The organism is Clavibacter sp. MX14-G9D (assembly GCF_032917815.1).
GTDB classification, from domain to species: Bacteria; Actinomycetota; Actinomycetes; order Actinomycetales; family Microbacteriaceae; genus Clavibacter; species Clavibacter michiganensis_K.
This window is the reverse complement of sequence record NZ_JAVCVL010000011.1, coordinates 14,106-35,270: the sequence shown is the minus strand read 5'-3', so window position 1 is coordinate 35,270 and position 21,165 is coordinate 14,106. Positions and strand designations below refer to the sequence as shown.

23 protein-coding genes are annotated in these 21,165 nt (G+C 73.4%); 21 read left to right on the top strand and 2 right to left on the bottom strand.

The features are described 5' to 3' along the window. On the bottom strand, nt 1-745 hold a 745-nt coding region (locus Q6969_RS02555; RefSeq protein ID WP_317229032.1), incomplete at its 3' end, for an HTH domain-containing protein. Between the two features lie 206 nt (nt 746-951). Between Q6969_RS02555 and Q6969_RS02550 the strand changes: the two genes are divergently transcribed. The 17 genes from Q6969_RS02550 to glmM all read left to right on the top strand — a co-directional run bounded on the left by Q6969_RS02550 (nt 952) and on the right by glmM (nt 14,872). After that, nucleotides 952-1,332, top strand: coding sequence for a PTS sugar transporter subunit IIABC (locus Q6969_RS02550; RefSeq protein WP_317229031.1), 381 nt, complete (start codon nt 952-954; stop codon nt 1,330-1,332). A gap of 105 nt (nt 1,333-1,437) precedes the next feature. Then, nucleotides 1,438-1,704: an HPr family phosphocarrier protein gene (locus Q6969_RS02545; RefSeq protein WP_317229030.1), complete on the top strand. Its 267-nt coding sequence runs from the start codon at nt 1,438-1,440 to the stop codon at nt 1,702-1,704. Next, a complete protein-coding gene (gene ptsP / locus Q6969_RS02540) occupies nt 1,701-3,371 on the top strand; it encodes a phosphoenolpyruvate--protein phosphotransferase (RefSeq protein ID WP_317229029.1) in 1,671 nt (556 codons plus the stop codon). Before Q6969_RS02545 ends, ptsP begins: the two co-directional genes overlap by 4 nt. 104 nt (nt 3,372-3,475) lie before the next feature. Beyond that, nucleotides 3,476-4,999, top strand: a complete 1,524-nt coding sequence (locus Q6969_RS02535) for a PTS mannitol transporter subunit IICB (RefSeq protein WP_262404258.1) — start codon at nt 3,476-3,478, stop codon at nt 4,997-4,999. Between the two features lie 116 nt (nt 5,000-5,115). Next, nucleotides 5,116-5,553 (top strand): PTS sugar transporter subunit IIA, encoded by a 438-nt coding sequence (locus Q6969_RS02530; protein WP_262404257.1) that lies wholly within the window; start codon nt 5,116-5,118, stop codon nt 5,551-5,553. Beyond that, complete coding sequence (locus tag Q6969_RS02525; protein ID WP_317229028.1) at nt 5,550-6,722, top strand: mannitol-1-phosphate 5-dehydrogenase; 1,173 nt, start codon at nt 5,550-5,552, stop codon at nt 6,720-6,722. Before Q6969_RS02530 ends, Q6969_RS02525 begins: the two co-directional genes overlap by 4 nt. Before the next feature lie 231 nt (nt 6,723-6,953). Next, nucleotides 6,954-7,175, top strand: a complete 222-nt coding sequence (gene infA / locus Q6969_RS02520; RefSeq protein ID WP_012039277.1) for a translation initiation factor IF-1 — start codon at nt 6,954-6,956, stop codon at nt 7,173-7,175. Between the two features lie 73 nt (nt 7,176-7,248). Next, entirely contained in the window at nt 7,249-7,362 is a 114-nt protein-coding gene (rpmJ, locus tag Q6969_RS02515) for a 50S ribosomal protein L36 (RefSeq protein ID WP_077055107.1), read from the top strand. A gap of 155 nt (nt 7,363-7,517) precedes the next feature. Beyond that, nucleotides 7,518-7,892 (top strand): 30S ribosomal protein S13, encoded by a 375-nt coding sequence (gene rpsM / locus Q6969_RS02510; protein WP_015491172.1) that lies wholly within the window; start codon nt 7,518-7,520, stop codon nt 7,890-7,892. 44 nt (nt 7,893-7,936) lie between these two features. Beyond that, nucleotides 7,937-8,335, top strand: a complete 399-nt coding sequence (rpsK, locus tag Q6969_RS02505; RefSeq protein WP_012039274.1) for a 30S ribosomal protein S11 — start codon at nt 7,937-7,939, stop codon at nt 8,333-8,335. A gap of 161 nt (nt 8,336-8,496) precedes the next feature. Beyond that, nucleotides 8,497-9,492, top strand: a complete 996-nt coding sequence (locus Q6969_RS02500) for a DNA-directed RNA polymerase subunit alpha (RefSeq protein ID WP_086515376.1) — start codon at nt 8,497-8,499, stop codon at nt 9,490-9,492. Nucleotides 9,493-9,541: 49 nt separating this feature from the next. Beyond that, nucleotides 9,542-10,111, top strand: coding sequence for a 50S ribosomal protein L17 (gene rplQ, locus Q6969_RS02495; RefSeq protein WP_317229027.1), 570 nt, complete (start codon nt 9,542-9,544; stop codon nt 10,109-10,111). Nucleotides 10,112-10,266: 155 nt separating this feature from the next. After that, nucleotides 10,267-11,358 carry a GNAT family N-acetyltransferase gene (locus Q6969_RS02490; RefSeq protein ID WP_317229026.1) on the top strand — a complete coding sequence of 364 codons (1,092 nt, stop codon included), beginning with the start codon at nt 10,267-10,269 and terminating at the stop codon, nt 11,356-11,358. Next, the gene (locus Q6969_RS02485; RefSeq protein WP_317229025.1) at nt 11,355-12,365 is read left to right on the top strand and encodes a tRNA pseudouridine synthase A; all 1,011 of its coding nucleotides are present in this window, start codon (nt 11,355-11,357) and stop codon (nt 12,363-12,365) included. The genes Q6969_RS02490 and Q6969_RS02485 overlap by 4 nt, the downstream gene beginning before the upstream one ends. Before the next feature lie 151 nt (nt 12,366-12,516). After that, a complete protein-coding gene (rplM, locus tag Q6969_RS02480) occupies nt 12,517-12,963 on the top strand; it encodes a 50S ribosomal protein L13 (RefSeq protein WP_012039269.1) in 447 nt (148 codons plus the stop codon). Between the two features lie 50 nt (nt 12,964-13,013). After that, nucleotides 13,014-13,499, top strand: coding sequence for a 30S ribosomal protein S9 (rpsI, locus tag Q6969_RS02475; protein WP_043668864.1), 486 nt, complete (start codon nt 13,014-13,016; stop codon nt 13,497-13,499). A 23-nt stretch (nt 13,500-13,522) separates the two neighbouring features. Then, nucleotides 13,523-14,872, top strand: coding sequence for a phosphoglucosamine mutase (glmM, locus tag Q6969_RS02470; protein ID WP_317229024.1), 1,350 nt, complete (start codon nt 13,523-13,525; stop codon nt 14,870-14,872). A 75-nt stretch (nt 14,873-14,947) separates the two neighbouring features. Here the strand turns inward: glmM and coaA are convergent, their stop codons facing one another. Next, nucleotides 14,948-15,907, bottom strand: a complete 960-nt coding sequence (coaA, locus tag Q6969_RS02465) for a type I pantothenate kinase (protein WP_317229023.1) — start codon at nt 15,905-15,907, stop codon at nt 14,948-14,950. Nucleotides 15,908-16,040: 133 nt separating this feature from the next. Between coaA and glmS the strand changes: the two genes are divergently transcribed. The 4 genes from glmS to alr (Q6969_RS02445) are packed head-to-tail and all read left to right on the top strand — an operon-like array spanning nt 16,041 to nt 21,163. After that, entirely contained in the window at nt 16,041-17,891 is a 1,851-nt protein-coding gene (gene glmS, locus Q6969_RS02460) for a glutamine--fructose-6-phosphate transaminase (isomerizing) (RefSeq protein WP_317229022.1), read from the top strand. Nucleotides 17,892-17,901: 10 nt separating this feature from the next. Continuing rightward, nucleotides 17,902-18,261 carry a holo-ACP synthase gene (locus tag Q6969_RS02455; RefSeq protein WP_317229021.1) on the top strand — a complete coding sequence of 120 codons (360 nt, stop codon included), beginning with the start codon at nt 17,902-17,904 and terminating at the stop codon, nt 18,259-18,261. Further along, nucleotides 18,258-19,415 (top strand): alanine racemase, encoded by a 1,158-nt coding sequence (alr, locus tag Q6969_RS02450; protein WP_317229020.1) that lies wholly within the window; start codon nt 18,258-18,260, stop codon nt 19,413-19,415. The genes Q6969_RS02455 and alr (Q6969_RS02450) overlap by 4 nt, the downstream gene beginning before the upstream one ends. Beyond that, nucleotides 19,412-21,163, top strand: a complete 1,752-nt coding sequence (gene alr, locus Q6969_RS02445) for an alanine racemase (RefSeq protein ID WP_317229019.1) — start codon at nt 19,412-19,414, stop codon at nt 21,161-21,163. The genes alr (Q6969_RS02450) and alr (Q6969_RS02445) overlap by 4 nt, the downstream gene beginning before the upstream one ends. The last annotated feature ends 2 nt before the right edge of the window (nt 21,164-21,165 follow it).

The window sequence follows — 21,165 nt, the reverse complement described above, 5'->3', positions numbered from 1 at the left end:
CGGCGGCATCGGCGCGCGACGCTGCGCGGGCGCCGTCCGCCCCGTCGTCGGCGGTCGCATCCGCCGCGGCCCCCTCCCGCCGCGGCGACCGCGCCAGGCGGTCGACCGCGATGGCGACGTGCAGCAGCACGTTGTCGACCCCGTACTCGTTGACGAAGAAGCCGCCCTCCGTGAGCTCGCGGATCAGGTCCGTCTTGAACGCGCGCAGCGAGTCCGACGCGAACTCCCGCTGCACCGACTCCAGCGGCAGGAAGCCCTGCGCGCTCTCGTCGCGGAACATCCGCGACAGGAGGCGGCGGAAGTCGCGCTCGGACCCCTCGAGGACGACGGTGGACCCGGTGCGGCGGAGCGCGAGGCCGGCGTCCTCGACGAGCGCGCGCACCTTGCGGAGGTCCGCCTCGACCGTGGACTCGCTCACGTGCAGCTCGCCGGCGAGCGCGAAGACGTCGAGCCCGTCGGGCGCGTCGCCGAGCCGGCGGACGAGCGCGTGCAGCCGGTCGCGGGGCGTGCCCTGGGGGTCGGCGCTCGGGCGCGCGCCGAGGTGGCGGGCGTAGCTCGCGGCGTCGATGCGGTAGCCGTCGGGGGAGGAGGCGATCGCCACGGTCGAGCGCTCCCGGACGGCGGTGACGTAGTTGCGGACGCTCCGCGTCGTGACGCCGAGGCGGTCGGCGAGCTCGCCGGCCTCGACCCAGCGGTCGGCGGTGGACAGGTAGTCCAGCAGCCTCTCGTGGTTCTCGCTCAGCATGTCGTCTCCCTCGGGGGCGGGACGCGGTGCGGCCCGGGGGCCGGTGCGCGTCCGTCCCCCTGAGTCAACCATCCGCACCCGCCGCCCATGCCGTCCGCCGCGGGCCCGGAAGCGGTCTTCCTACCCCGCGGAAACGATCCTGCTGGTACTGCGCCGTGCCGCCGGAGCACCATGGGAGGACCAGCGACGACGCGAGGAGGCACAGCATGACCGGGAGGATCCTCGTCGTCTGCGGCTCCGGCGCATCCAGCACCTTCCTCGCCCAGCGCCTGCGCACCCTCGCCGAGGCCGACGGGCTCGAGATCGAGGCGGTCGCCGGATCCCTCGCGCAGGTCCGGCTCGACGCCGCCGGCATGGACGTGGTCCTCCTCGGCGCCCACCTCGCGGACCGCCTCGAGGCCGTGCGCGCCGCCGCGGCCGACGAGGGCGCGACCGCCGTCCTCCTCGACGCGGACGCCTCACGCCCGGAGGGCGCCCGCGCGGCCCTCGACCGGGCCCTCGCGGCGATGCGCACGGGCGCGCGCTCGCTCCGTCGACCGTCCGGCCTCCACGGCCGACCCGCCGGGGGATCGCCCCCGGCCGCCTGACCACTGGCGCCCGCGCCGACCCCCGCACGACAGCACCACCACCGCACCACCGCACGACGACCGCCCACCAGGGCCCCGACGACGGGGCCGACCGAAGGAGCCACCATGGCAGAACGCACCGTCACCATCGCCTCGTCGCACGGGCTGCACGCCCGCCCCGCCTCGCTGTTCACGCAGGCGGCCGCGAAGGCCGGGATCCCCGTGCAGCTCGCCAAGGGCGACCGCAGCGTCAACGCCGCGAGCATCCTCGGCGTCATCTCCCTCGGCGTCGACACGGGCGACGAGGTCGTCGTCTCGGCCGAGGGCGAGAACGCGGAGCAGGTCGTCACCGACCTCGCCATGCTCCTCGAGTCCGACCTGGACGCGGCATGAGCTCGCGCACCCTGCAGGGGATCGGCATCGGACGGGGGTCCGCCGTCGGACCGGTCATCCGGATGCCCGACCCGCTCCCCGAGCCCGCCGACACCGCGAGCGCCCTCACCCCCGACGAGGAGCGGATCCGCGTGAGCGCGTCGCTCGCCGCCGTCGCCGCCGACATCCGCATCCGCGGGGAGAAGGCCGGCGGTGCCGCGAAGGACGTGCTCGAGGCGCAGGCCTTCATGGCGGAGGACCCGACGCTCGTCGACGACGTCACCGCGCGCCTCGCGAACGGCCGCACCGCCGAGCGCGCCGTGCACGAGGCCTTCGCGGGCTTCCGCGACCTGCTCCTCAGCATGGGCGGGTACATGGGGGAGCGCGCCACCGACCTCGACGACGTCTCGCAGCGCGTCGTCGCGCACCTGCAGGGCGTCGCGGCGCCGGGGGTGCCGGATCCCGACCACGCGTTCGTGCTGGTGGCCCGCGACCTCGCGCCCGCCGACACCGCGCTCCTCGACCTCGACAAGGTCCTCGCGCTCATCACGACCGACGGCGGACCGACCTCGCACACGGCGATCCTCGCCCGCGAGAAGGCCATCGTCGCGGTCGTCGGCGTGGCTGCCGCTGCCGACCTCGCCGACGGGGAGACCGTCGTGGTCGACGCGCTCACGGGCGCCGTCACCGTCGACCCCACGGCGGAGGAGGAGTCCGCGGCGCGCGACGCCATCGCGGCCCGTCGCGCGCAGGTCGCCGTGCCCACCGGCCCGGGCGCACTCTCCGACGGCACCGCGGTCCCGCTGCTGGCGAACCTCGGCTCCGCCGACGGCGCGGCCGACGCGGTCGAGAAGGGCGCCGAGGGCGTCGGCCTCTTCCGCACCGAGTTCCTCTTCCTCGACGCCACGAGCGCGCCGACCGTCGAGGAGCAGGAGGCGCACTACACCCGGCTGCTCGAGGCGTTCCCGGGGCAGAAGGTCGTCGTGCGCGCCCTCGACGCCGGTGCCGACAAGCCCCTCAGCTTCCTCAACGACGCGGCCGAGGAGAACCCGGCGCTCGGCCTCCGCGGCCTCCGGGCGCTCCGCGCCAACGAGCAGATCCTCCGCGACCAGCTCACGGCGCTCGCCCGTGCCGACGCCGCGACCGACGCGGACCTGTGGGTCATGGCGCCCATGGTCTCCACGGTGGAGGAGGCGCGGTACTTCAGCTCCCTCGGCCGGGAGCTCGGCCTCCGCACCGTCGGCGTGATGGTGGAGGTCCCGTCCTCCGCGCTCCTCGCCGACCGGATCCTCGGCGTCGCCGACTTCGCGAGCGTCGGCACCAACGACCTCACGCAGTACACGCTCGCGGCCGACCGGCTGCTGGGATCGGTGGCCGCGTTCCAGGACCCATGGCACCCCGCCGTCCTCCGCCTCGTGCAGGAGGTCGGCGCCGCGGGGCGCGCGCTCGGCAAGCCCGTGGGCATCTGCGGCGAGGCGGCGGCCGATCCGCTGCTCGCCGTCGTGCTCGTCGGCCTCGGCGCCACCAGCCTCTCGATGTCGCCGGCGGCGCTCGCCGACGTGCGCGCCGAGCTCGCCCTCCACACGCGCGAGGAGGCGGAGGCGCTCGCCGCCGTCGCCCTCGCCGCCGACAGCGCCGTCGAGGCGCGCGCCGCGGTCACCGCGGCGTCGGCGCCCGCCCCCGTCTGACCCGCACCACCGACCCCACCACCGCACCACGAGCGATCACCCCCCATCCGCAGCACGGCGGGCCGCAGCAGGCCCGCCACCACCACGACAGGAGCACCACCCCCATGACGACGACGTCACCCACCCGCAGCACGGGACGCTCCGTGCGCACCGGCGTGCAGAAGTTCGGCACGTTCCTCAGCGGCATGATCATGCCCAACATCGCGGCGTTCATCGCCTGGGGCCTGCTCACGGCCCTGTTCATCCCGGACGGCTACCTGCCGAACGCGGACATCGCCCAGCTCATCGCTCCGGTCCTGTACTTCCTCCTCCCGCTCCTCATCGCGAACACCGGCGGCCGCATGGTCTACGACGCGCGCGGCGGCGTGGTGGCGACCATCGCCACGATGGGCGTCATCGTCGGCACGGTCGGCGAGCCGTACTTCGACGGCGGCAGCCCGATGTTCCTCGGCGCCATGATCACGGGCCCGCTCGCGGCGTACCTGCTGAAGGTCATCGAGCGCCTGTGGATCGACAGGATCCGCCCCGGCTTCGAGATGCTCGTCAACAACTTCTCCGCGGGGATCCTGGGCGCGGTCTTCGCGATCGGCGCGTACTACCTGCTCACGCCGGTGATCCGCGGCATCACGTCGGTCCTCGGCGGCGGCGTCGGCTTCCTCGTCGACAACGGCCTCCTGCCCCTCACGAGCATCGTGATCGAGCCCGCCAAGGTCCTCTTCCTCAACAACGCCATCAACCAGGGCATCCTCACGCCGCTCGGCACCACCGAGGCGCTGGAGAACGGCAAGAGCGTCCTGTTCCTGCTCGAGGCGAACCCCGGCCCCGGCTTCGGCGTGCTCCTCGCCTTCGCGATCTTCGGCGCGGGCGCGGCGCGCTCCACCGCCCCCGGCGCGATCCTCATCCAGTTCGTCGGCGGCATCCACGAGATCTACTTCCCGTACGTGCTCTCCAAGCCCCTGCTGTTCCTCGCGGTCATCGCGGGTGGCGCCTCGGGCGTGGCGACCAACGTCGCGTTCGGCTCCGGCCTCCGCGGCCCGGCCTCGCCCGGCAGCATCCTCGCCGTGCTCGGCCAGACCGAGCGCAACAGCTTCCCCGGCGTGATCCTCTCCGTGCTGATCTCGGCCGCCGTCACCTTCGTCGTCGCCGCGGTCATCCTCCGCACCGGCAAGAAGGGCTCCGGCGACTTCGGCGCCGCGGTCGCCGCGACGCAGGCCAACAAGGGCAAGGAGTCGAGCATCCTCACGGGCCTCGGCGCCGAGACCGGCACCGCGGGCACGGTCGGCGGCCTCGCCGACGGCGCGGCCGCGACGGACGGCGGCACGGCCACGGCCACCCGCATCCAGGACATCGTGTTCGCCTGCGACGCCGGCATGGGCTCCTCCGCCATGGGCGCGTCGGTCCTCCGCAACAAGATGAAGAAGGCCGGCGTCACCGACGTCACGGTCGTCAACAAGGCCATCGCCGCCCTCGACGGCACGGCCGACCTCGTGATCACGCAGCGCGAGCTCACCGACCGCGCCCGCCAGAAGAGCCCGTCCTCGGAGCACGTCTCCGTCGACAACTTCATGAACTCGCCGCGCTACGACGAGATCGTGGAGCTGGTCCAGAAGCAGCGCTCGGACAGCTGATCCCGGTCCGCCCCCGGCGGACCCGCACCACCGCACGCGCGAGGCCCCCGGGGCCCGGTCGACACCGACCGGGCCCCGGTAGCCTCGCACCAGCCACGCACAACGTCAGGAGCATCATGTCGAACGTCCTCGAACCCGCCCAGATCCGCGTCGGCGGCACCGCGTCCAGCGTGGAGGAGGCCATCGCCGAGGCGGCGGGCATCCTCGTCGCCGCGGGTGCCGTCACCCCCGAGTACGAGGGCTTCATGCTCGAGCGCGAGAAGAGCGTCTCGACGTACATGGGCAACCTCCTGGCCATCCCGCACGGCACCAACGAGGGCAAGGACACGATCCTCGACTCCGCGCTGTCATTCGTGCGCTACGACGCGCCGATCGACTGGGCGGGCAACGAGGTCCGCTTCGTCGTCGGCATCGCCGGCAAGGACAACGGCCACCTCGAGATCCTCAGCAAGATCGCCATCATCTTCAGCGACGACGACGAGGTGCGGAAGCTCCTCGACGCCCCCACCGCCGAGGAGCTGTACGCGCTCCTGGCCGAGGTGAACGAGGCGTGAAGGCCGTCCACTTCGGTGCCGGCAACATCGGCCGCGGCTTCGTCGGGCTGATCCTGCACGAGGCCGGCTACGAGGTCGTGTTCGCCGACGTCAACGCCGAGCTCATCGGGCACCTGGCCTCCGCCGACTCGTACCGGGTCACCGAGGTCGGGCCGCACGCCCGCGACTGGACGGTCACCGGCTTCCGGGCGATCGACAGCGCGGTCGACGGCGATGCCCTCATCGCGGAGATCGCGACCGCCGACGTCGTGACGACCGCCGTCGGCCCCGCCATCCTCCGCTTCGTCGCGCCCGCCATCGCCTCGGGCCTCCGGGCGCGCTCCGCCGACCTCGCCCCCGTCGCCGTCATGGCCTGCGAGAACGCGATCAACGCCACGGACACCCTCCGCGACGAGATCCGGACGGCGCTCGGCGACGACGCCGCGGCGCTCGACCGCGCGGTCTTCGCCAACACGGCCGTCGACCGCATCGTCCCGAACCAGGATCCCGCCGCCGGCCTCGACGTCACGGTCGAGGACTTCTCCGAGTGGGTGGTGGAGCGCGGCCCGTTCGGCGACGCCGTGCCCCGGATCGCCGGCGCCACGTTCGTCGACGACCTCGCCCCCTACATCGAGCGGAAGCTCTTCACGGTCAACACGGGCCACGCCACGGTGGCGTACCACGGCTACGCCCGCGGAGCGGTGAGCCAGTCGGACGCCATGGCGATCCCCGAGGTCGCGGACGAGGTGCGGCAGGTGCTCGAGGAGACGAGCGCGCTGCTGGTGGCCAAGCACGGGCTCGACGAGGCCGAGCAGACCGCCTACCGGGAGAAGAACCTCGCCCGGTTCGCGAACGCGGCGCTCGCGGACACGGTCGAGCGCGTCGGCCGCCAGCCGCTGCGGAAGCTCTCCCGCGAGGAGCGCTTCGTGGGGCCCGCATCCCAGCTCGCCGAGCGCGGCCTGCCGCACGACGCGCTCGTGCGCGCCATGGGGCAGGCGCTCCGCTTCGACCCCGCGGCGGACCCGCAGGCGCTCGAGCTGCAGGAGCTCCTCGCGACGGACACCGCGGCCGACCTCGTCCGCCGCGTCACGGGGCTCGACGACGGGCACCCGCTGACCGCGGACCTCGTCGCGGTCGTCGACGCGGTCCAGGCCGACCGGCGCCGCGCGCCGCGCCACCGCGCGGAGTAGCGGTGCCATGACGGGCCGGGCGGGCGACCGCTCGGCCCGTCCGCGCGTCCCGCTAGCGCAGGATCCCCGGATCCGGCCGCGACACGCGGGGAGAATTGCGACACGCCCGGGGATGCCGTACTCTCGACCCTTGGTGCTCGGCCGCCGTCCCGGCATGCCGACCGCACCTGCGCCTCACCATGATGCGCATCCGCACGAACAGCAGACACCACCTCTAGCGACAGTGAGTATATGGCCAAGAAAGACGGCGTCATCGAGATCGAAGGCGGAGTTGTCGAAGCTCTGCCGAACGCGATGTTCCGCGTTGAGCTGAGCAACGGGCACAAGGTCCTCGCCCACATCTCGGGCAAGATGCGTCAGCACTACATCCGCATCCTCCCCGAGGACCGCGTGATCGTGGAGCTGAGCCCGTACGACCTCACCCGCGGCCGGATCGTCTACCGCTACAAGTAGGCCTGCTGCACAAGGAACGGCCCCGCATCCGCGGCGGCACGAGGCCAGCGAGAACCGAAAGCAAGGAAGCATCATGAAGGTCAACCCCAGCGTCAAGAGGATCTGCGAGAAGTGCAAGGTCATCCGACGCAACGGACGCGTGATGGTCATCTGCGAGAACCCGCGCCACAAGCAGCGCCAGGGCTAGTCAGCACCACCGCACGGCACCACCCGCACCACCCCACGTAGAACGACAGCAGCGCCGGAAGCCGGGACCCGCGAGGGTCCGGGGGACACCATCGGTCGGAGGCCGATGCACAGGCTCTGCTGCAGACCTCCACATCATCACCAGGAGAAGCCTCAATGGCACGTCTAGCAGGCGTCGACCTCCCGCGCGACAAGCGCGTCGAGATCGCACTCACGTACATCTACGGCGTCGGCCGCACCTCGAGCGTCAAGACCCTCGAGGACACCGGCATCGACAAGAACATCCGCGTCAAGGACCTGAGCGACGACCAGCTCATCGCCCTGCGCGACTACATCGACGGGAACTTCAAGGTGGAGGGCGACCTCCGCCGCGAGGTGGCCGCCGACATCCGCCGCAAGGTCGAGATCGGCAGCTACGAGGGCATCCGCCACCGCCGCGGCCTCCCTGTCCACGGGCAGCGCACGAAGACCAACGCTCGTACCCGCAAGGGACCGAAGCGCACCGTAGCCGGCAAGAAGAAGGCGCGCTAGGCCTCCGGCCCGCGCCTCGCCACCCGTAGACACAGGAGAATTCCATGGCAGCACCCAAGTCGGCCGTTCGCAAGCCGCGCCGCAAGGACAAGAAGAACATCGCCGTGGGCCAGGCCCACATCAAGAGCACCTTCAACAACACCATCGTCTCGATCACGGACCCCACGGGCGCCGTCATCAGCTGGGCGTCCTCGGGCGTCGTCGGCTACAACGGCTCGCGCAAGTCCACGCCGTTCGCCGCGCAGCTCGCCGCCGAGTCGGCCGCCCGCCAGGCGCAGGAGCACGGCATGAAGAAGGTCGACGTGTTCGTCAAGGGACCCGGCTCCGGCCGCGAGACCGCGATCCGCTCGCTCCAGGCCGCCGGCCTCGAGGTGGGCTCGATCAACGACGTCACCCCGCAGGCGCACAACGGCTGCCGCCCGCCCAAGCGCCGCCGCGTCTAGCTCGCGCTGATCGGCCGCTGCCGTCCCGCTCCGAGAGGAGGGGACGGCGTCGGCCGATCCGCCGTGTGTCCGTTCGACCAATCCACCACCCGCCCGGGCCGCCATCCGGGGGGCATCGCAGGTGTCATATAGCGGACGCCTCGCCGAAAGGAAACAACACAGTGCTCATTGCGCAGCGCCCCACCCTCACCGAGGAGCAGATCTCGGAGTTCCGCTCGCGGTTCGTCATCGAGCCGCTCGAGCCCGGCTTCGGCTACACGCTCGGCAACTCGCTCCGCCGCACCCTCCTCTCGTCCATCCCCGGCGCGGCCGTCACCAGCATCCGGATCGACGGCGTGCTGCACGAGTTCAGCACCGTCCCCGGCGTGAAGGAGGACGTGACCGAGATCATCCTCAACATCAAGGGCCTCGTCGTCTCCAGCGAGCACGACGAGCCGATCACCGCGTACCTGCGCAAGCAGGGTGCGGGCCAGGTCACGGCCGCCGACATCTCCGCTCCCGCGGGCGTCGAGATCCACAACCCCGAGCTCGTCATCGCCACCCTCAACGAGAAGGCGAAGTTCGAGCTGGAGCTGACGATCGAGCGCGGCCGCGGCTACGTCTCGGCGACCCAGAACCGCAGCGAGTTCAGCGAGGCGGGCCAGATCCCGGTCGACTCGATCTACTCGCCCGTGCTCAAGGTCACCTACCGCGTCGAGGCCACCCGCGCCGGCGAGCGCACCGACTTCGACCGCCTCGTGGTCGACGTCGAGACCAAGTCGGCCATCACGCCGCGCGACGCCATCGCGTCGGCCGGTCGCACGCTCACCGAGCTGTTCGGCCTGGCGCGCGAGCTCAACTCGGCCGCAGAGGGCATCGAGATCGGCCCCGCGCCGGTCGACGCCGTCCTCAGCTCCGAGCTGTCGATGCCCATCGAGGACCTCGACCTCTCGGTGCGGTCGTACAACTGCCTCAAGCGCGAGGGCATCAACAACGTCAGCGAGCTCGTCGCCCTCTCGGAGACGCAGCTCATGAACATCCGCAACTTCGGTCAGAAGTCGGTGGATGAGGTCAAGGACAAGCTGGTCGAGCTGGGTCTGTCGCTGAAGGACGCCGTCCCCGGCTTCGACGGCGCGCACTACTACAGCTACGACGAGGACGAGACCACCACCAACTGACCCGTCCGGCCTCGGCCCGACTTCTTTCGACCACTACGGAGACAAGACCATGCCCAAGCCCACCAAGGGTCCCCGCCTCGGAGGCGGACCGGCGCACGAGCGCCTCATGCTCGCGAACCTGGCCCAGAGCCTGTTCGAGCACAAGTCCATCAAGACGACCGAGACGAAGGCCAAGCGCCTGCGTCCCGTGGCCGAGCGCCTCGTGACGTTCGCCAAGCGCGGCGACCTGCACGCCCGCCGCCGCGTCATGGGGATCATCCCCTCGAAGAGCGTCGTCCACGAGCTCTTCACGGAGATCGCGCCGCTCGTCGCCGAGCGCGAGGGCGGCTACACCCGCATCACCAAGCTCGGCTTCCGCAAGGGCGACAACGCCCCCATGGTGCAGATCGAGCTCGTGCTCGAGCCCGTGACCCCGAAGGTCCGCTCCTCGCGCACCGCGACCACGACGGCTCCGGCCGCCGCGGCCCCGGTCGCCGAGGCGGAGACCGAGGAGTCCGCCGCCGAGGTGCCCGTCGAGGAGACCGACGCCGTCGAGCACACCGACCCCACGCCCGCGGAGACGACCGACGAGGCCGCCGCCGAGGTCGAGGCCGACGCCGCGGAGAAGTCCGACAAGTAGGACCGCCCGTCGCACCACCCCGAGAGCCCCCGCCGCCCTGCGCGACGGGGGCTCTCGTGCGTCCACCGCCGGGCGGCGCGCCTCGCCAGCGGTGCCCTCCAGCGGGGACGCACCCGCCCGGGAGGGGCCGCGGCGGGCCCCGGTAGCCTGGGGGGATGACCGACAGCACCCCGACCACGCCGGACGACCTCCCCTCCACCGCGCCGATCCCGCTCCCCGAGGGGCCGGAGGGGATCACCTGGCGAGCGACGACGCCCGACGACGTGGACGCGCTGGTCGAGCTCGACGGCCTCATCGCGGACGCCGACCACCCGGACCACCGCGCCACGCGCGAGGAGGTCGCGATGTCGCTCGGCTTCTCGTACGTCGACCTCGCGCGGGACGCGATCGTCGCCGTCGACGCGGACGGGCGCCTGGCCGCCGAGGGGTCCGCCATCGTCAAGCCGGACGACGAGAGCGTCGTCCGCGGGCACCTCCCCGGCGGCGTCCGCCCCGACCTCCGACGCCGGGGCATCGGGGCGCGCCTCCTCGACTGGCAGGTCGCGCGGGCCACGCAGGCCCTCGAGGTCGCCCAGCCGGCGGACCACGTGGAGGGTCCCGTCCCCACGCGCATGGGCGTCGAGTTCCCGGACGACCTGGCCGGGGCGACCGCGCTCCTCGCATCACGCGGGTTCACGCCCAGCCGCTACTTCATCGAGATGCACCGCGACCTCGCCGCCGAGCTGCCCGAGGTGCCGGTGCCCGAGGGCCTCCGGCTCATCCCCGTCACGCGGGAGTGGTGGGAGCGCACCCGGCTGGCCAAGAACGACGTCTTCCGCGACCACTGGGGCTCCGAGCCGGTGAGCGCGGAGCGCTGGGACGCCTTCCTCTCCCTGCCCACCGCGCGCGACGACCTCTCCGTCATCGCCGTCACGGGCGACGGGGAGGACGCGCAGGTCGCCGGCTTCGCCATGACCGAGGTCTCGCCCGACAACTGGGAGGCCGCGGGCTACTCGTCCGCCTACCTCGCGCTCGTCGGCGTCCGCCGCGAGTTCCGCGGTCGCCGCCTCGCCCAGGCGCTGCTGTCGGCCGCGCTCGCGACGTTCCGCGCAGAGGGCCTCGACCGGGCCGTGCTCGACGTCGACTCCGACAGCCCCACGGGCGCGCTCGGCCTGTACGAGCACCTGGGGTTCACGGCGTCCAGCCGCACCGTCGTCCTCGAGCGCGAGGTCGGCATGACGCCTCCCCGGGGATCCGCCGGACGATGACCGACGATGCGGCCGGGTCGGGGCGCCCGGCGTCAACGCGCGTGCGCCTCGACGTCGCCTACGACGGCACCGGGTTCGCCGGCTGGGCCAAGCAGCCGGGCCTGCGCACCGTGCAGGGCACGCTCGAGGAGGCCCTCGCGCAGCTCCTCGTCCGCACGCCGCCCGCGCCGACGCTGGTCGTCGCCGGGCGGACGGACGCCGGGGTGCACGCCACCGGGCAGGTCGTCCACGTCGACCTGACGGACGCGCAGGTCGCCGCCCTCGACCGTCCGCCGCGCGGCCGCTCCGCCGCCGATGCGGGGGAGCGGCTGCCGCACGTCCCGTCCGCCGACCGCGCGGCCTCCGCGCTCGCCCGTCGCCTGGGCGGCGTGCTCGGGACCAGGTCCGACGTGGTGGTGCTCTCCGGGGTGCGCGCGCCGGACGGCTTCGACGCGCGCTTCTCCGCGACGTGGCGGGCGTACCGGTACCGGATCTCCGACGCCACGGGCCCGCGGGACCCGCTGCAGCGGCACCGCACGGTCGAGGTGCCCGCGGCCCTCGACGAGGCGCTGCTCCAGCACGCGGCCGACGCGCTCCTCGGCCTCCACGACTTCGCCGCCTACTGCAAGCCGCGGGCGGGGGCCTCGACGATCCGCACGCTGCAGGAGATGACCTGGACGCGGGCCGCCGACGGCGCGCTCGAGGCGGCGGTGCGCGCCGACGCGTTCTGCCACAGCATGGTGCGGGCCCTCGTGGGCGCGTGCGTCGCGGCGGCGGGCGGTCGCGTCGCCGTCGCGCGGCTGCGCGAGCTCCTGGAGCTGCGCGAGCGGACGAGCGAGTTCACCGTCATGCCGGCGCGCGGGCTCGTGCTCGAGCGGGTCGGCTATCCGGCCGACGCCGACCTCGCGGCGCGCGCCGAGGTGACCCGCGCCCGGCGGGCGGACCACGAGGTGGACCCCGCCGCGGAGGGCGCGGAGGCGGCCGCGCGCGTGCTCGCCCGCAGGGCCGACACGCCCGGGATTGCCTGACGGGCCCGGATCGCGTACTCTGAACCGGTTGTCTGCACGCCTGCGTGCGGCGACGTACAAGGTTGAGCCCTCCACCGGATGCGTTCTCGTCAGAACGCCCACGGAGCGGGATCCACGACCATCTCACCTCGAAAAGAAGGCAGTCAGATCAATGACGCGCACCTATTCCCCCAAGGCCAGTGAGGTCCAGCACGACTGGGTCGTCATCGACGCCACGGACATCGTCCTCGGCCGTCTCGCCAGCCACGCCGCCGCGCTCCTGCGCGGCAAGCACAAGGCCACGTTCGCCCCCCACATGGACATGGGCGACTTCGTGATCATCGTCAACGCCGAGAAGGTGGCGCTCACGGGCCAGAAGCTCGAGAAGAAGCTGGCCTACCGCCACTCCGGCTACCCGGGCGGCCTCACGGCCACCACGTACGTCGAGATGCTCGAGAAGCACCCCACGCGCGCGGTCGAGAAGGCCATCCGCGGCATGCTGCCGAAGAACTCGCTGGGTGCGGCGCAGCTGAAGAAGCTCAAGGTCTACGCGGGCCCCGAGCACCCCCACGCTGCTCAGCAGCCCACCCCGTACACCCTCGGCCAGGTCGCTCAGTAGCTCCGGCTGCCGACAGCGACGACCAAAGACCTCAGAAGGAATCGAACCCAGTGGCTCAGATCTCAGACTCCCTCGACGTGGCTCCCGAGAGCTTCTCGACCGAGACCCCGAACGAGGAGGCCCCCAAGGCCCCCCGCGCGGTCCTCAACGTGTCCGGCGGCGCCGTCGGACGACGCAAGCAGGCCATCGCCCGCGTGCGCCTCGTCCCCGGCTCCGGCAGCATCACGGTCAACGGCCGTGAGTTCGCGGACTACTTCCCCAACAAGCTGCACCAGCAGCTCGTGAACGACCCGTTCAAGGTGCTCGACCTCCTCGGCAGCTACGACGTCGTCGCGCGCATCTCCGGCGGCGGCCCCTCCGGCCAGGCCGGCGCGCTGCGCCTCGGCATCGCCCGCGCCCTCAACGAGATCGACGAGGAGAACAACCGCGCCACGCTGAAGAAGAACGGCTTCCTCAGCCGCGACGCGCGCGTCAAGGAGCGCAAGAAGGCCGGACTCAAGAAGGCCCGCAAGGCGCCCCAGTTCTCGAAGCGCTAAGGCGCTCGGGCACACCGGCAGCCATGCCCCGGCTCTTCGGCACGGACGGCGTCCGCGGTCTCGCCAACGGCGAGGTCATCACCGCGGACCTCGCCCTGCGCCTGGCCCAGGCCGCCGCGCACGTGCTCGGCCAGGACGCCCGGGACTCCGGGCGGCGACCCACCGCGGTCGTCGCCCGGGACCCCCGCGTCTCCGGCGAGTTCATCGCGGCGGCCGTGGCCGCCGGCCTCGCGAGCTCCGGCGTCGACGTGTTCGACGCCGGGGTCATCCCGACGCCGGCCACGGCGTACCTCATCGCGGACATCGACGCCGACTTCGGCGTCATGATCTCCGCGTCGCACAACCCCGCTCCCGACAACGGGATCAAGATCTTCGCCGCGGGCGGACGGAAGCTCGCCGACGAGCTCGAGGACCGCATCGAGGCGCAGCTGAGCCGGCCCGTCCTGCTCCCCACGGGAGCCGACGTCGGCCGCATCCGCCGCTTCGCGGACGCCGAGGACCGCTACGTCCTCCACCTGCTCGGCACGCTGCAGCACCGGCTCGACGGCATCCACGTGGTCCTCGACTGCGCGCACGGCGCCGCCGCGGGCATCAGCCCCGAGGTCCTCACCGACGCGGGCGCGCGCGTCACCGTCATCGGCAACGACCCCGACGGCATGAACATCAACGACGGCGTCGGGTCCACGCACCTCGACCTCCTCGCCGAGGCCGTCCTCGCGCACGGCGCCGACGTGGGCATCGCGCACGACGGCGACGCCGACCGCTGCCTCGCGGTCGACCACACGGGCGCCCTCATCGACGGCGACCAGATCATGGCGGTCCTCGCGCTCTCCATGGCCCGTCGCGGCCTGCTGGCGGAGCGCACGCTCGTCGCCACGGTCATGAGCAACCTCGGCCTCCGCATCGCGATGGCCGAGAACGACATCACCGTGCTGCAGACGCGCGTCGGGGACCGCTACGTGCTCGAGGCCATGAACGAGGGCGGCTACTCGCTCGGCGGCGAGCAGTCCGGTCACCTCATCATCGCGGAGCACGCCACCACCGGCGACGGGATCCTCACGGGCATCCAGATCCTCGGCGAGATGGCGGCCACCGGCCGGAGCCTGCGCGAGCTCGCGTCGGTCATGACCGTCTACCCGCAGGTGATGATCAACGTCCGCGGCGTCGACCGCGAGCGCGTGGGCGACGACGCGGAGCTGAACGCCGCGGTCGCGCGCGCGGAGGCCGAGCTCGGCGACACGGGCCGCATCCTCATGCGCGCCTCGGGCACCGAGCCGATGATCCGCGTCATGGTCGAGGCCGCCGACCAGGCGACCGCCGAGCGGCACGCCGGCGAGCTGGCCGCCCTGGTCACCGAGCGCCTCGCGATCTAGCCCGCCACAGGGTCCGTCCCGGACCGGCCACCGATGCCGGTGCCGGTGACGGGGCCGGCGCCGGTGCCGGTGCCGTCAGAGCTTCCGCAGCAGGACGTTCGCGACCGAGTGGTCGGCGTCCTTCCGCAGCACCAGCGTCGCCCGCGATCGCGTGGGGCGGATGTTCTGCTCGAGGTTCGGCTCGTTGATGGTCGACCAGATGCGGCGCGCGCGCTCCGCCGCCTCGGTGGGGCTGAGCTCCGCGTAGCGGTGGAAGTACGAGCGCGGGTTGCTGAAGGCGCCGCGCTGCAGGCTCAGGAACCGCTCCTCGTACCACTGGGCGATGTCGTGCGTGCGGGCGTCGACGTAGATCGAGAAGTCGAACAGGTCGCTCACCGCGAGCTTCGCGCCGGACGCCGCGGGCTGGAGGACGTTCAGGCCCTCGATGATGAGCACGTCCGGCTGCCGGACCACGACCTCGGCGCCCGGGACGATGTCGTAGGCGAGGTGCGAGTAGAAGGGCGCGCGCACCTCGGGGACGCCGCTCTTCACCTGGGTGACGAAGCGCAGGAGCGCCCGCCGGTCGTACGACTCGGGGAAGCCCTTCCGCTCCATGAGGCCGCGGCGCTCGAGCTCGGCGTTCGGGTGGAGGAAGCCGTCGGTGGTCACCAGCTCGACGCGCGGGGTGTCCTCCCAGCGGGCCAGCATCTCCCGGAGGAGCCGGGCCACGGTCGACTTGCCGACCGCGACGGATCCCGCGACGCCGATGACGAACGGCGTGCTCTTGGCCCGCTCGCCGAGGAACGCGCTCGTCTCCCGGTGCAGCTTCTTGGTGCCGGACACGTAGAGGTTCAGCAGCCGGCTGAGGGGGAGGTAGACGTCGCCCACCTCGCGCATGTCGAGCCGGTCGCCGATGCCCCGCAGCTGGACGAGCTCCGTCTCCCGGAGCGGCAGGTGCGTGGCGGGGGCGAGGGCCGCCCAGTCGGCACGGGCGATCTCCACGAACGGGGAGACGCTGCCGTGGCTCGTCGGGTGTCCCGTCGCGGTGTCTGGCATGGCCCCTCATCCTACGGCCGGGCCGCGGCGGCGACCGGGCGGCGGGCAGGCGACCGCCGGTGGGGCGGCCGGGGCGCGCCCGGGGCACGGCCGCGCAGGGGATCCCCGACCCGCGACGGTAAACTCCTGCCCCATGTGCGGAATCGTGGGATACGTCGGTGGGGCCAGGAGCCTCGAGGTCCTCCTCGGAGGGCTGCGGAGGCTCGAGTACCGCGGATACGACTCCGCGGGCGTGGCGATCCTCGACGAGGACGGGACGCTCGGCGTCCGCAAGCGCGCCGGCAAGCTCGACCGCCTGCTGGAGGACCTGGAGGCGTCGCCGCTCCCGGACGGGTCCACCGGCATCGGCCACACGCGCTGGGCCACGCACGGCGGCCCGACCGACCGCAACGCGCACCCGCACCTGGGCGACGACGGCAGGCTCGCCCTCATCCACAACGGCATCATCGAGAACTTCGCGGAGCTCAAGGACGACCTCCTCGCGGACGGCTACTCCTTCGAGAGCGACACGGACACCGAGGTCGCCGCCCGGCTCCTCGGCCGCGAGTACGGCATCACGCACGACCTCGAGCAGGCGTTCCGGAACACCGTGAGCCGCCTCGAGGGCGCGTTCACGCTCCTCGCCGTCCACCGCGACCAGCCCGGCCTCGTGGTCGGCGCGCGCCGCAACTCCCCCCTCGTCATCGGGCTGGGCGAGGGCGAGAACTTCCTCGGCTCCGACGTGGCCGCCTTCGTCGAGTTCACGCGCCGCGCGGTCGCCATCGGGCAGGACCAGATGGTCGCGATCCGCCCCGACTCGGTCACCGTCACCGACTTCCACGGCGCGCCCGTGGAGACGCACGAGTTCGAGATCGCGTGGGACGCCTCCGCCAGCGAGAAGGGCGGCTGGTCGAGCTTCATGGCGAAGGAGATCAGCGAGGGGCCGGACGCCGTGGCGAACACGCTGCGCGGCCGCATCGTCGACGGCGTCGTCGTGCTGCCCGACCTCGACGCGATCGGCGAGGCCGACCTCGCGGACATCCAGCGCATCGTCATCGTGGCGTGCGGCACGGCGGCCTACTCGGGCATCCTCGGCAAGTACGCCGTCGAGAAGTGGGCACGCGTGCCCGTCGAGGTGGAGCTCGCGCACGAGTTCCGCTACCGGGACCCGGTGCTCGACGCGCGGACGCTCGTCGTCTCCATCAGCCAGTCCGGCGAGACCATGGACACCCTGCTCGCCGTGCGCTTCGCCCGCGAGGCAGGGGCGCGCGTCCTCTCCATCTGCAACACGCAGGGCGCCACGATCCCGCGCGAGTCGGAGGCCGTCGTCTACACGCACGCGGGCCCCGAGGTCGCGGTCGCGTCCACGAAGGCCTTCGTCGCGCAGGTCGCGGCGCTGTACCTCCTCGGGCTGCACCTCGCGCGCATCCGCGGCACGCTGTCGGCCGACGAGATCGTCGCCAACACGGAGGAGCTCCTCGCGATCCCGGAGAAGCTCACCACGGTGGTCGAGCAGGGCGAGACCATCCGCCAGCTCGCGAAGTGGATGGCGGACACGCGCGCCGTGCTGTTCCTCGGCCGCAACGTGGGCTTCCCGGTGGCGCTGGAGGGCGCGCTGAAGCTCAAGGAGCTCGCGTACATCCACGCGGAGGGCTTCGCCGCGGGCGAGCTCAAGCACGGGCCCATCGCGCTCATCGAGCCGGGCCAGCCCGTGTTCGTCATCGTCCCGAGCCCCACGCACCAGCTGGCGCTGCACAAGAAGGTCATCTCCAACATCGAGGAGATCCGGGCGCGGGGCGCGCGCGTCATCGCGATCGCGGAGCAGGGCGACGCGTTCGTCCTGCCGCACGCGGACGAGGTCATCCCGATCCCGCTCGCGGCGCCGCTGTTCGAGCCGCTCCTCGCCGTGACCCCGCTGCAGATCTTCGCGATGGAGCTCGCGGCCGCGAAGGGCCTCGACGTCGACCAGCCGCGCAACCTCGCGAAGTCCGTCACCGTCGAGTGACCGGGCGCGCGTGATCAGGGGCATCGGCGTCGACGTGGTCGACGTGGCGCGCTTCGCCCGGAGCGCCGGGCGGACGCCGGGCCTCGTGCCGCGCCTGTTCGCGCCCGCCGAGCGCGCCCTGCCGGTGCGCTCGCTGGCCGCGCGGTTCGCCGCCAAGGAGGCGCTCATCAAGGCGCTGGGCGGTCCCGGCGGGATCAGCTGGCAGGACATGGAGGTCGTCCGCGACGCGCACGGCGACCCGTCGTTCCGCATCGGCGGGGCCGTCGCGGCGGTCGCCGGCGAGCGGGGCGTGACGCGGATCCACCTGAGCATGAGCCACGACGCCGGGCTCGCGACCGCGTTCGTGGTGACGGAGGGGGAGGGCGCATGATCGACGAGGCGACGCTCCAGGCCCCGGCCGCCCTCCGTCGCGAGGCGCGCATCGACACGGGCGCCATCTCCCGGAACGTCCGCGCACTCCGCGCCGCCACGGGCGCCCCGCTCGTGATGGCCGTGGTGAAGGCCGACGGCTACGGGCACGGGGCCGTCGCATCCGCCCGCGCGGCCCTCGCGGGCGGCGCCGACCGGCTCGGCGTGGTCGACATCCGCGAGGCGCTCGCGCTGCGGGCCGCGGGCGTCGACGCGCCCGTCCTCACCTGGATGCACGCCCCCGGCGCCGACTTCGGCACCGCCATCGCGCACGGCATCGACCTCGGGCTCAACAGCCGGCGCCAGGTGCGGGAGGCCGCGGAGGCCGCGCGCCGGGCGGGGCGACCCGCCGACGTCCACCTCAAGGTCGACACGGGACTCGGCCGGAACGGCGTCACCGCCGCGGACTGGCCGTCCGTGGTCGCCGAGGTGCGCGCGCTCGTCGCCGAGGGGGTCGTCCGCCTCGGCGGCGTCTTCAGCCACCTCGCCAACGCCGGCGCCGACGAGGACGCCGCGCAGGTGCGCGCCTTCCACGCCGCGCTCGACGTGGTGCGGGCCGCGGGGCTGGAGCCCGGGATCCGCCATCTCGCGGCGACCGCCGGAGCGCTGCGCGTGCCCGAGGCGCGGCTCGACATGGTGCGCCTCGGCATCGGGATCTACGGCATCTCCCCGCTCGACGGCGTCACGTCGGCCGACCTCGGCCTGGTGCCCGCGATGACCCTCGTCGGCAGCGTCGTCGCGGTCAAGCGCGTGCCCGCCGACACGGGCGTCTCCTACGGCTACACGTACCGCACCACGCGCGCGACGACGCTCGCCCTCGTCTCGCTCGGCTTCGCCGACGGCGTCCCGCGCCTCGCGAGCAACCGGGCGCCCGTCGCGATCCACGGCGCCCGCTTCCGGGTGAGCGGCCGGATCGCCATGGACCAGTTCGTGGTCGACGTGGGCGACGGCGTCGTCGACGGGCGCGCGGTGGCGGTGGGGGACGACGCCGTGCTCTTCGGGGATCCCGCCACGGGCGCCCCGTCGGTGGAGGAGTGGGCCGAGGCGACCGGCACCATCGGCTACGAGATCGTCACGCGCGTCGCCGGCCGCGTGACCCGGAGGCACCTGGCATGACCGGATCCGCGCACGCGGCGCCCGCACCCGGCGCCGACCGGCCCGCGCCCACTGCGGCCGTCGCCCCTGCCGCCCCCGTCGCCCCGGGTCGCCGCGCCGTCATCGACCTCGACGCGATCCGCCACAACGTCCGGACCCTCGCGGCGCTCGCGGCGCCCGCCCGCATGATGGTGGCGGTCAAGGCCGACGCCTACGGGCACGGCGCCCTCCAGGTCGCGCGCGCCGCCCTCGAGTCGGGCGCGGAGAGCCTCGCGGTGCTCGACGTGGCGTCCGCGGTCGAGCTGCGACGCGCCGGCATCGGAGCCCGCCTCCTGGCCTGGCTGCACGGCGTCGACACCGACTTCCGCGTGGCCGTCGAGGAGGGCATCGACCTCGGCGTCTCCGCCCTGTGGGAGCTCGAGCGCATCGCCGCCGCCGGGCGCGCCACGGGGATCCGCGCCCGCGTGCACCTCAAGGCCGACACGGGCCTCAGCCGCAACGGCGCCACCCCGGAGCTGTGGCCGGACCTCGTGCGCGCGGCCGTCGCCGCCGACGCCGCGGGGGAGCTGACCCTGCACGCGCTCTGGTCGCATCTCGCCGACGCGTCGCCCGAGGACGACGACGCGGCCCTCGCCCGCTTCCACGAGGCCGTCCGCGTCGCCGAGGAGCTGGGCGCGCGCCCGGCGGAGAAGCACCTGGCGGCGAGCTCGGCCGGGATCCGGCTGCCCGCGGCGCGCTTCGACATGGTCCGCTTCGGCATCGCCGTCTACGGCATCTCCCCGTTCGACGACCGCTCCGGCCGGGACCTCGGCCTCGTCCCGGCGATGACGCTCGAGGCCGACGTCGTCGCGGTCAAGCGCGTCGAGGCCGGGCAGGGCGTCTCCTACGGCCTCGACCACCGGACCGCCGGGCCGTCGACGCTCGCGCTCGTGCCGCTGGGCTACGCCGACGGGATCCCGCGCATCGCCGGCCCGCACGCGTCCGTGCTGCTGGGAGGCCGCCGCTTCCCGATCGCTGGCCGCATCGCGATGGACCAGCTCGTGCTCGACGTGGGCGACCTGCCCGTCGAGGTCGGCGACACCGTCGTGGTCCTGGGGCCCGGCGACCGTGGCGAGCCGACCGCCGAGGAGTGGGCCGGGTGGGCCGAGACCATCGGCGACGAGATCGTGACGCGGGTCGGGCCCCGGGTCGACCGCGTGCACCTCCACGAGCGCGCCGACGCGGCGGCCGACCCGGCGGCCGACCCGGCCGCCGACCCGGCCGTCCTCTCCGACGAGCGGGTCCCCGTCCCCACGACGGACGACATGGAGGAGCTCGGCCGCGCCTTCGCGCGCGAGCTCGGCGCGGGCGACCTCGTGGTCCTGTCCGGCCCGCTGGGCGCCGGCAAGACCACCTTCACCCGCGGCCTCGGCGACGGCCTCGGCGTCCGCGGACCCGTCACGAGCCCCACGTTCGTGCTCGCCCGCACGCACCCGAGCCTCGTCGAGGGGCCGCCGCTCGTGCACGTGGACGCGTACCGGCTGGCCGACGCCCGCGAGCTCGACGACCTCGACATCGACTTCGCGCGCTCCGTCGTCGTGGTCGAGTGGGGCGACGGCAAGCTCGACGGCGTCGCCGAGGAGTGGTGGGACCTGCGGATCTCGCGGCCGACGGGAGCCGGGGACGCGGATCCGGACGCCGGCCGCGATGACGCCGCGGATCCCGACGCCGCCCTCGAGGAGCCCCGCACCGTGCGCGTCCGTCGGCTCCGCGCGCGCGCCCGCGCCTAGAC

Bases quoted from the DNA above. Each gene is read 5' to 3' on its own strand.
- Q6969_RS02550 (WP_317229031.1), top strand. From the start codon at position 952: ATGACCGGGAGGATCCTCGTCGTCTGCGGCTCCGGCGCATCCAGCACC.
- Q6969_RS02545 (WP_317229030.1), top strand. From the start codon at position 1,438: ATGGCAGAACGCACCGTCACCATCGCCTCGTCGCACGGGCTGCACGCC.
- ptsP (WP_317229029.1), top strand. From the start codon at position 1,701: ATGAGCTCGCGCACCCTGCAGGGGATCGGCATCGGACGGGGGTCCGCC.
- Q6969_RS02535 (WP_262404258.1), top strand. From the start codon at position 3,476: ATGACGACGACGTCACCCACCCGCAGCACGGGACGCTCCGTGCGCACC.
- Q6969_RS02530 (WP_262404257.1), top strand. From the start codon at position 5,116: ATGTCGAACGTCCTCGAACCCGCCCAGATCCGCGTCGGCGGCACCGCG.
- infA (WP_012039277.1), top strand. From the start codon at position 6,954: ATGGCCAAGAAAGACGGCGTCATCGAGATCGAAGGCGGAGTTGTCGAA.
- rpmJ (WP_077055107.1), top strand. From the start codon at position 7,249: ATGAAGGTCAACCCCAGCGTCAAGAGGATCTGCGAGAAGTGCAAGGTC.
- rpsM (WP_015491172.1), top strand. From the start codon at position 7,518: ATGGCACGTCTAGCAGGCGTCGACCTCCCGCGCGACAAGCGCGTCGAG.
- rpsK (WP_012039274.1), top strand. From the start codon at position 7,937: ATGGCAGCACCCAAGTCGGCCGTTCGCAAGCCGCGCCGCAAGGACAAG.
- rplQ (WP_317229027.1), top strand. From the start codon at position 9,542: ATGCCCAAGCCCACCAAGGGTCCCCGCCTCGGAGGCGGACCGGCGCAC.
- Q6969_RS02490 (WP_317229026.1), top strand. From the start codon at position 10,267: ATGACCGACAGCACCCCGACCACGCCGGACGACCTCCCCTCCACCGCG.
- Q6969_RS02485 (WP_317229025.1), top strand. From the start codon at position 11,355: ATGACCGACGATGCGGCCGGGTCGGGGCGCCCGGCGTCAACGCGCGTG.
- rplM (WP_012039269.1), top strand. From the start codon at position 12,517: ATGACGCGCACCTATTCCCCCAAGGCCAGTGAGGTCCAGCACGACTGG.
- glmM (WP_317229024.1), top strand. From the start codon at position 13,523: ATGCCCCGGCTCTTCGGCACGGACGGCGTCCGCGGTCTCGCCAACGGC.
- coaA (WP_317229023.1), bottom strand. From the start codon at position 15,907: ATGCCAGACACCGCGACGGGACACCCGACGAGCCACGGCAGCGTCTCC.
- glmS (WP_317229022.1), top strand. From the start codon at position 16,041: ATGTGCGGAATCGTGGGATACGTCGGTGGGGCCAGGAGCCTCGAGGTC.
- alr (WP_317229020.1), top strand. From the start codon at position 18,258: ATGATCGACGAGGCGACGCTCCAGGCCCCGGCCGCCCTCCGTCGCGAG.
- alr (WP_317229019.1), top strand. From the start codon at position 19,412: ATGACCGGATCCGCGCACGCGGCGCCCGCACCCGGCGCCGACCGGCCC.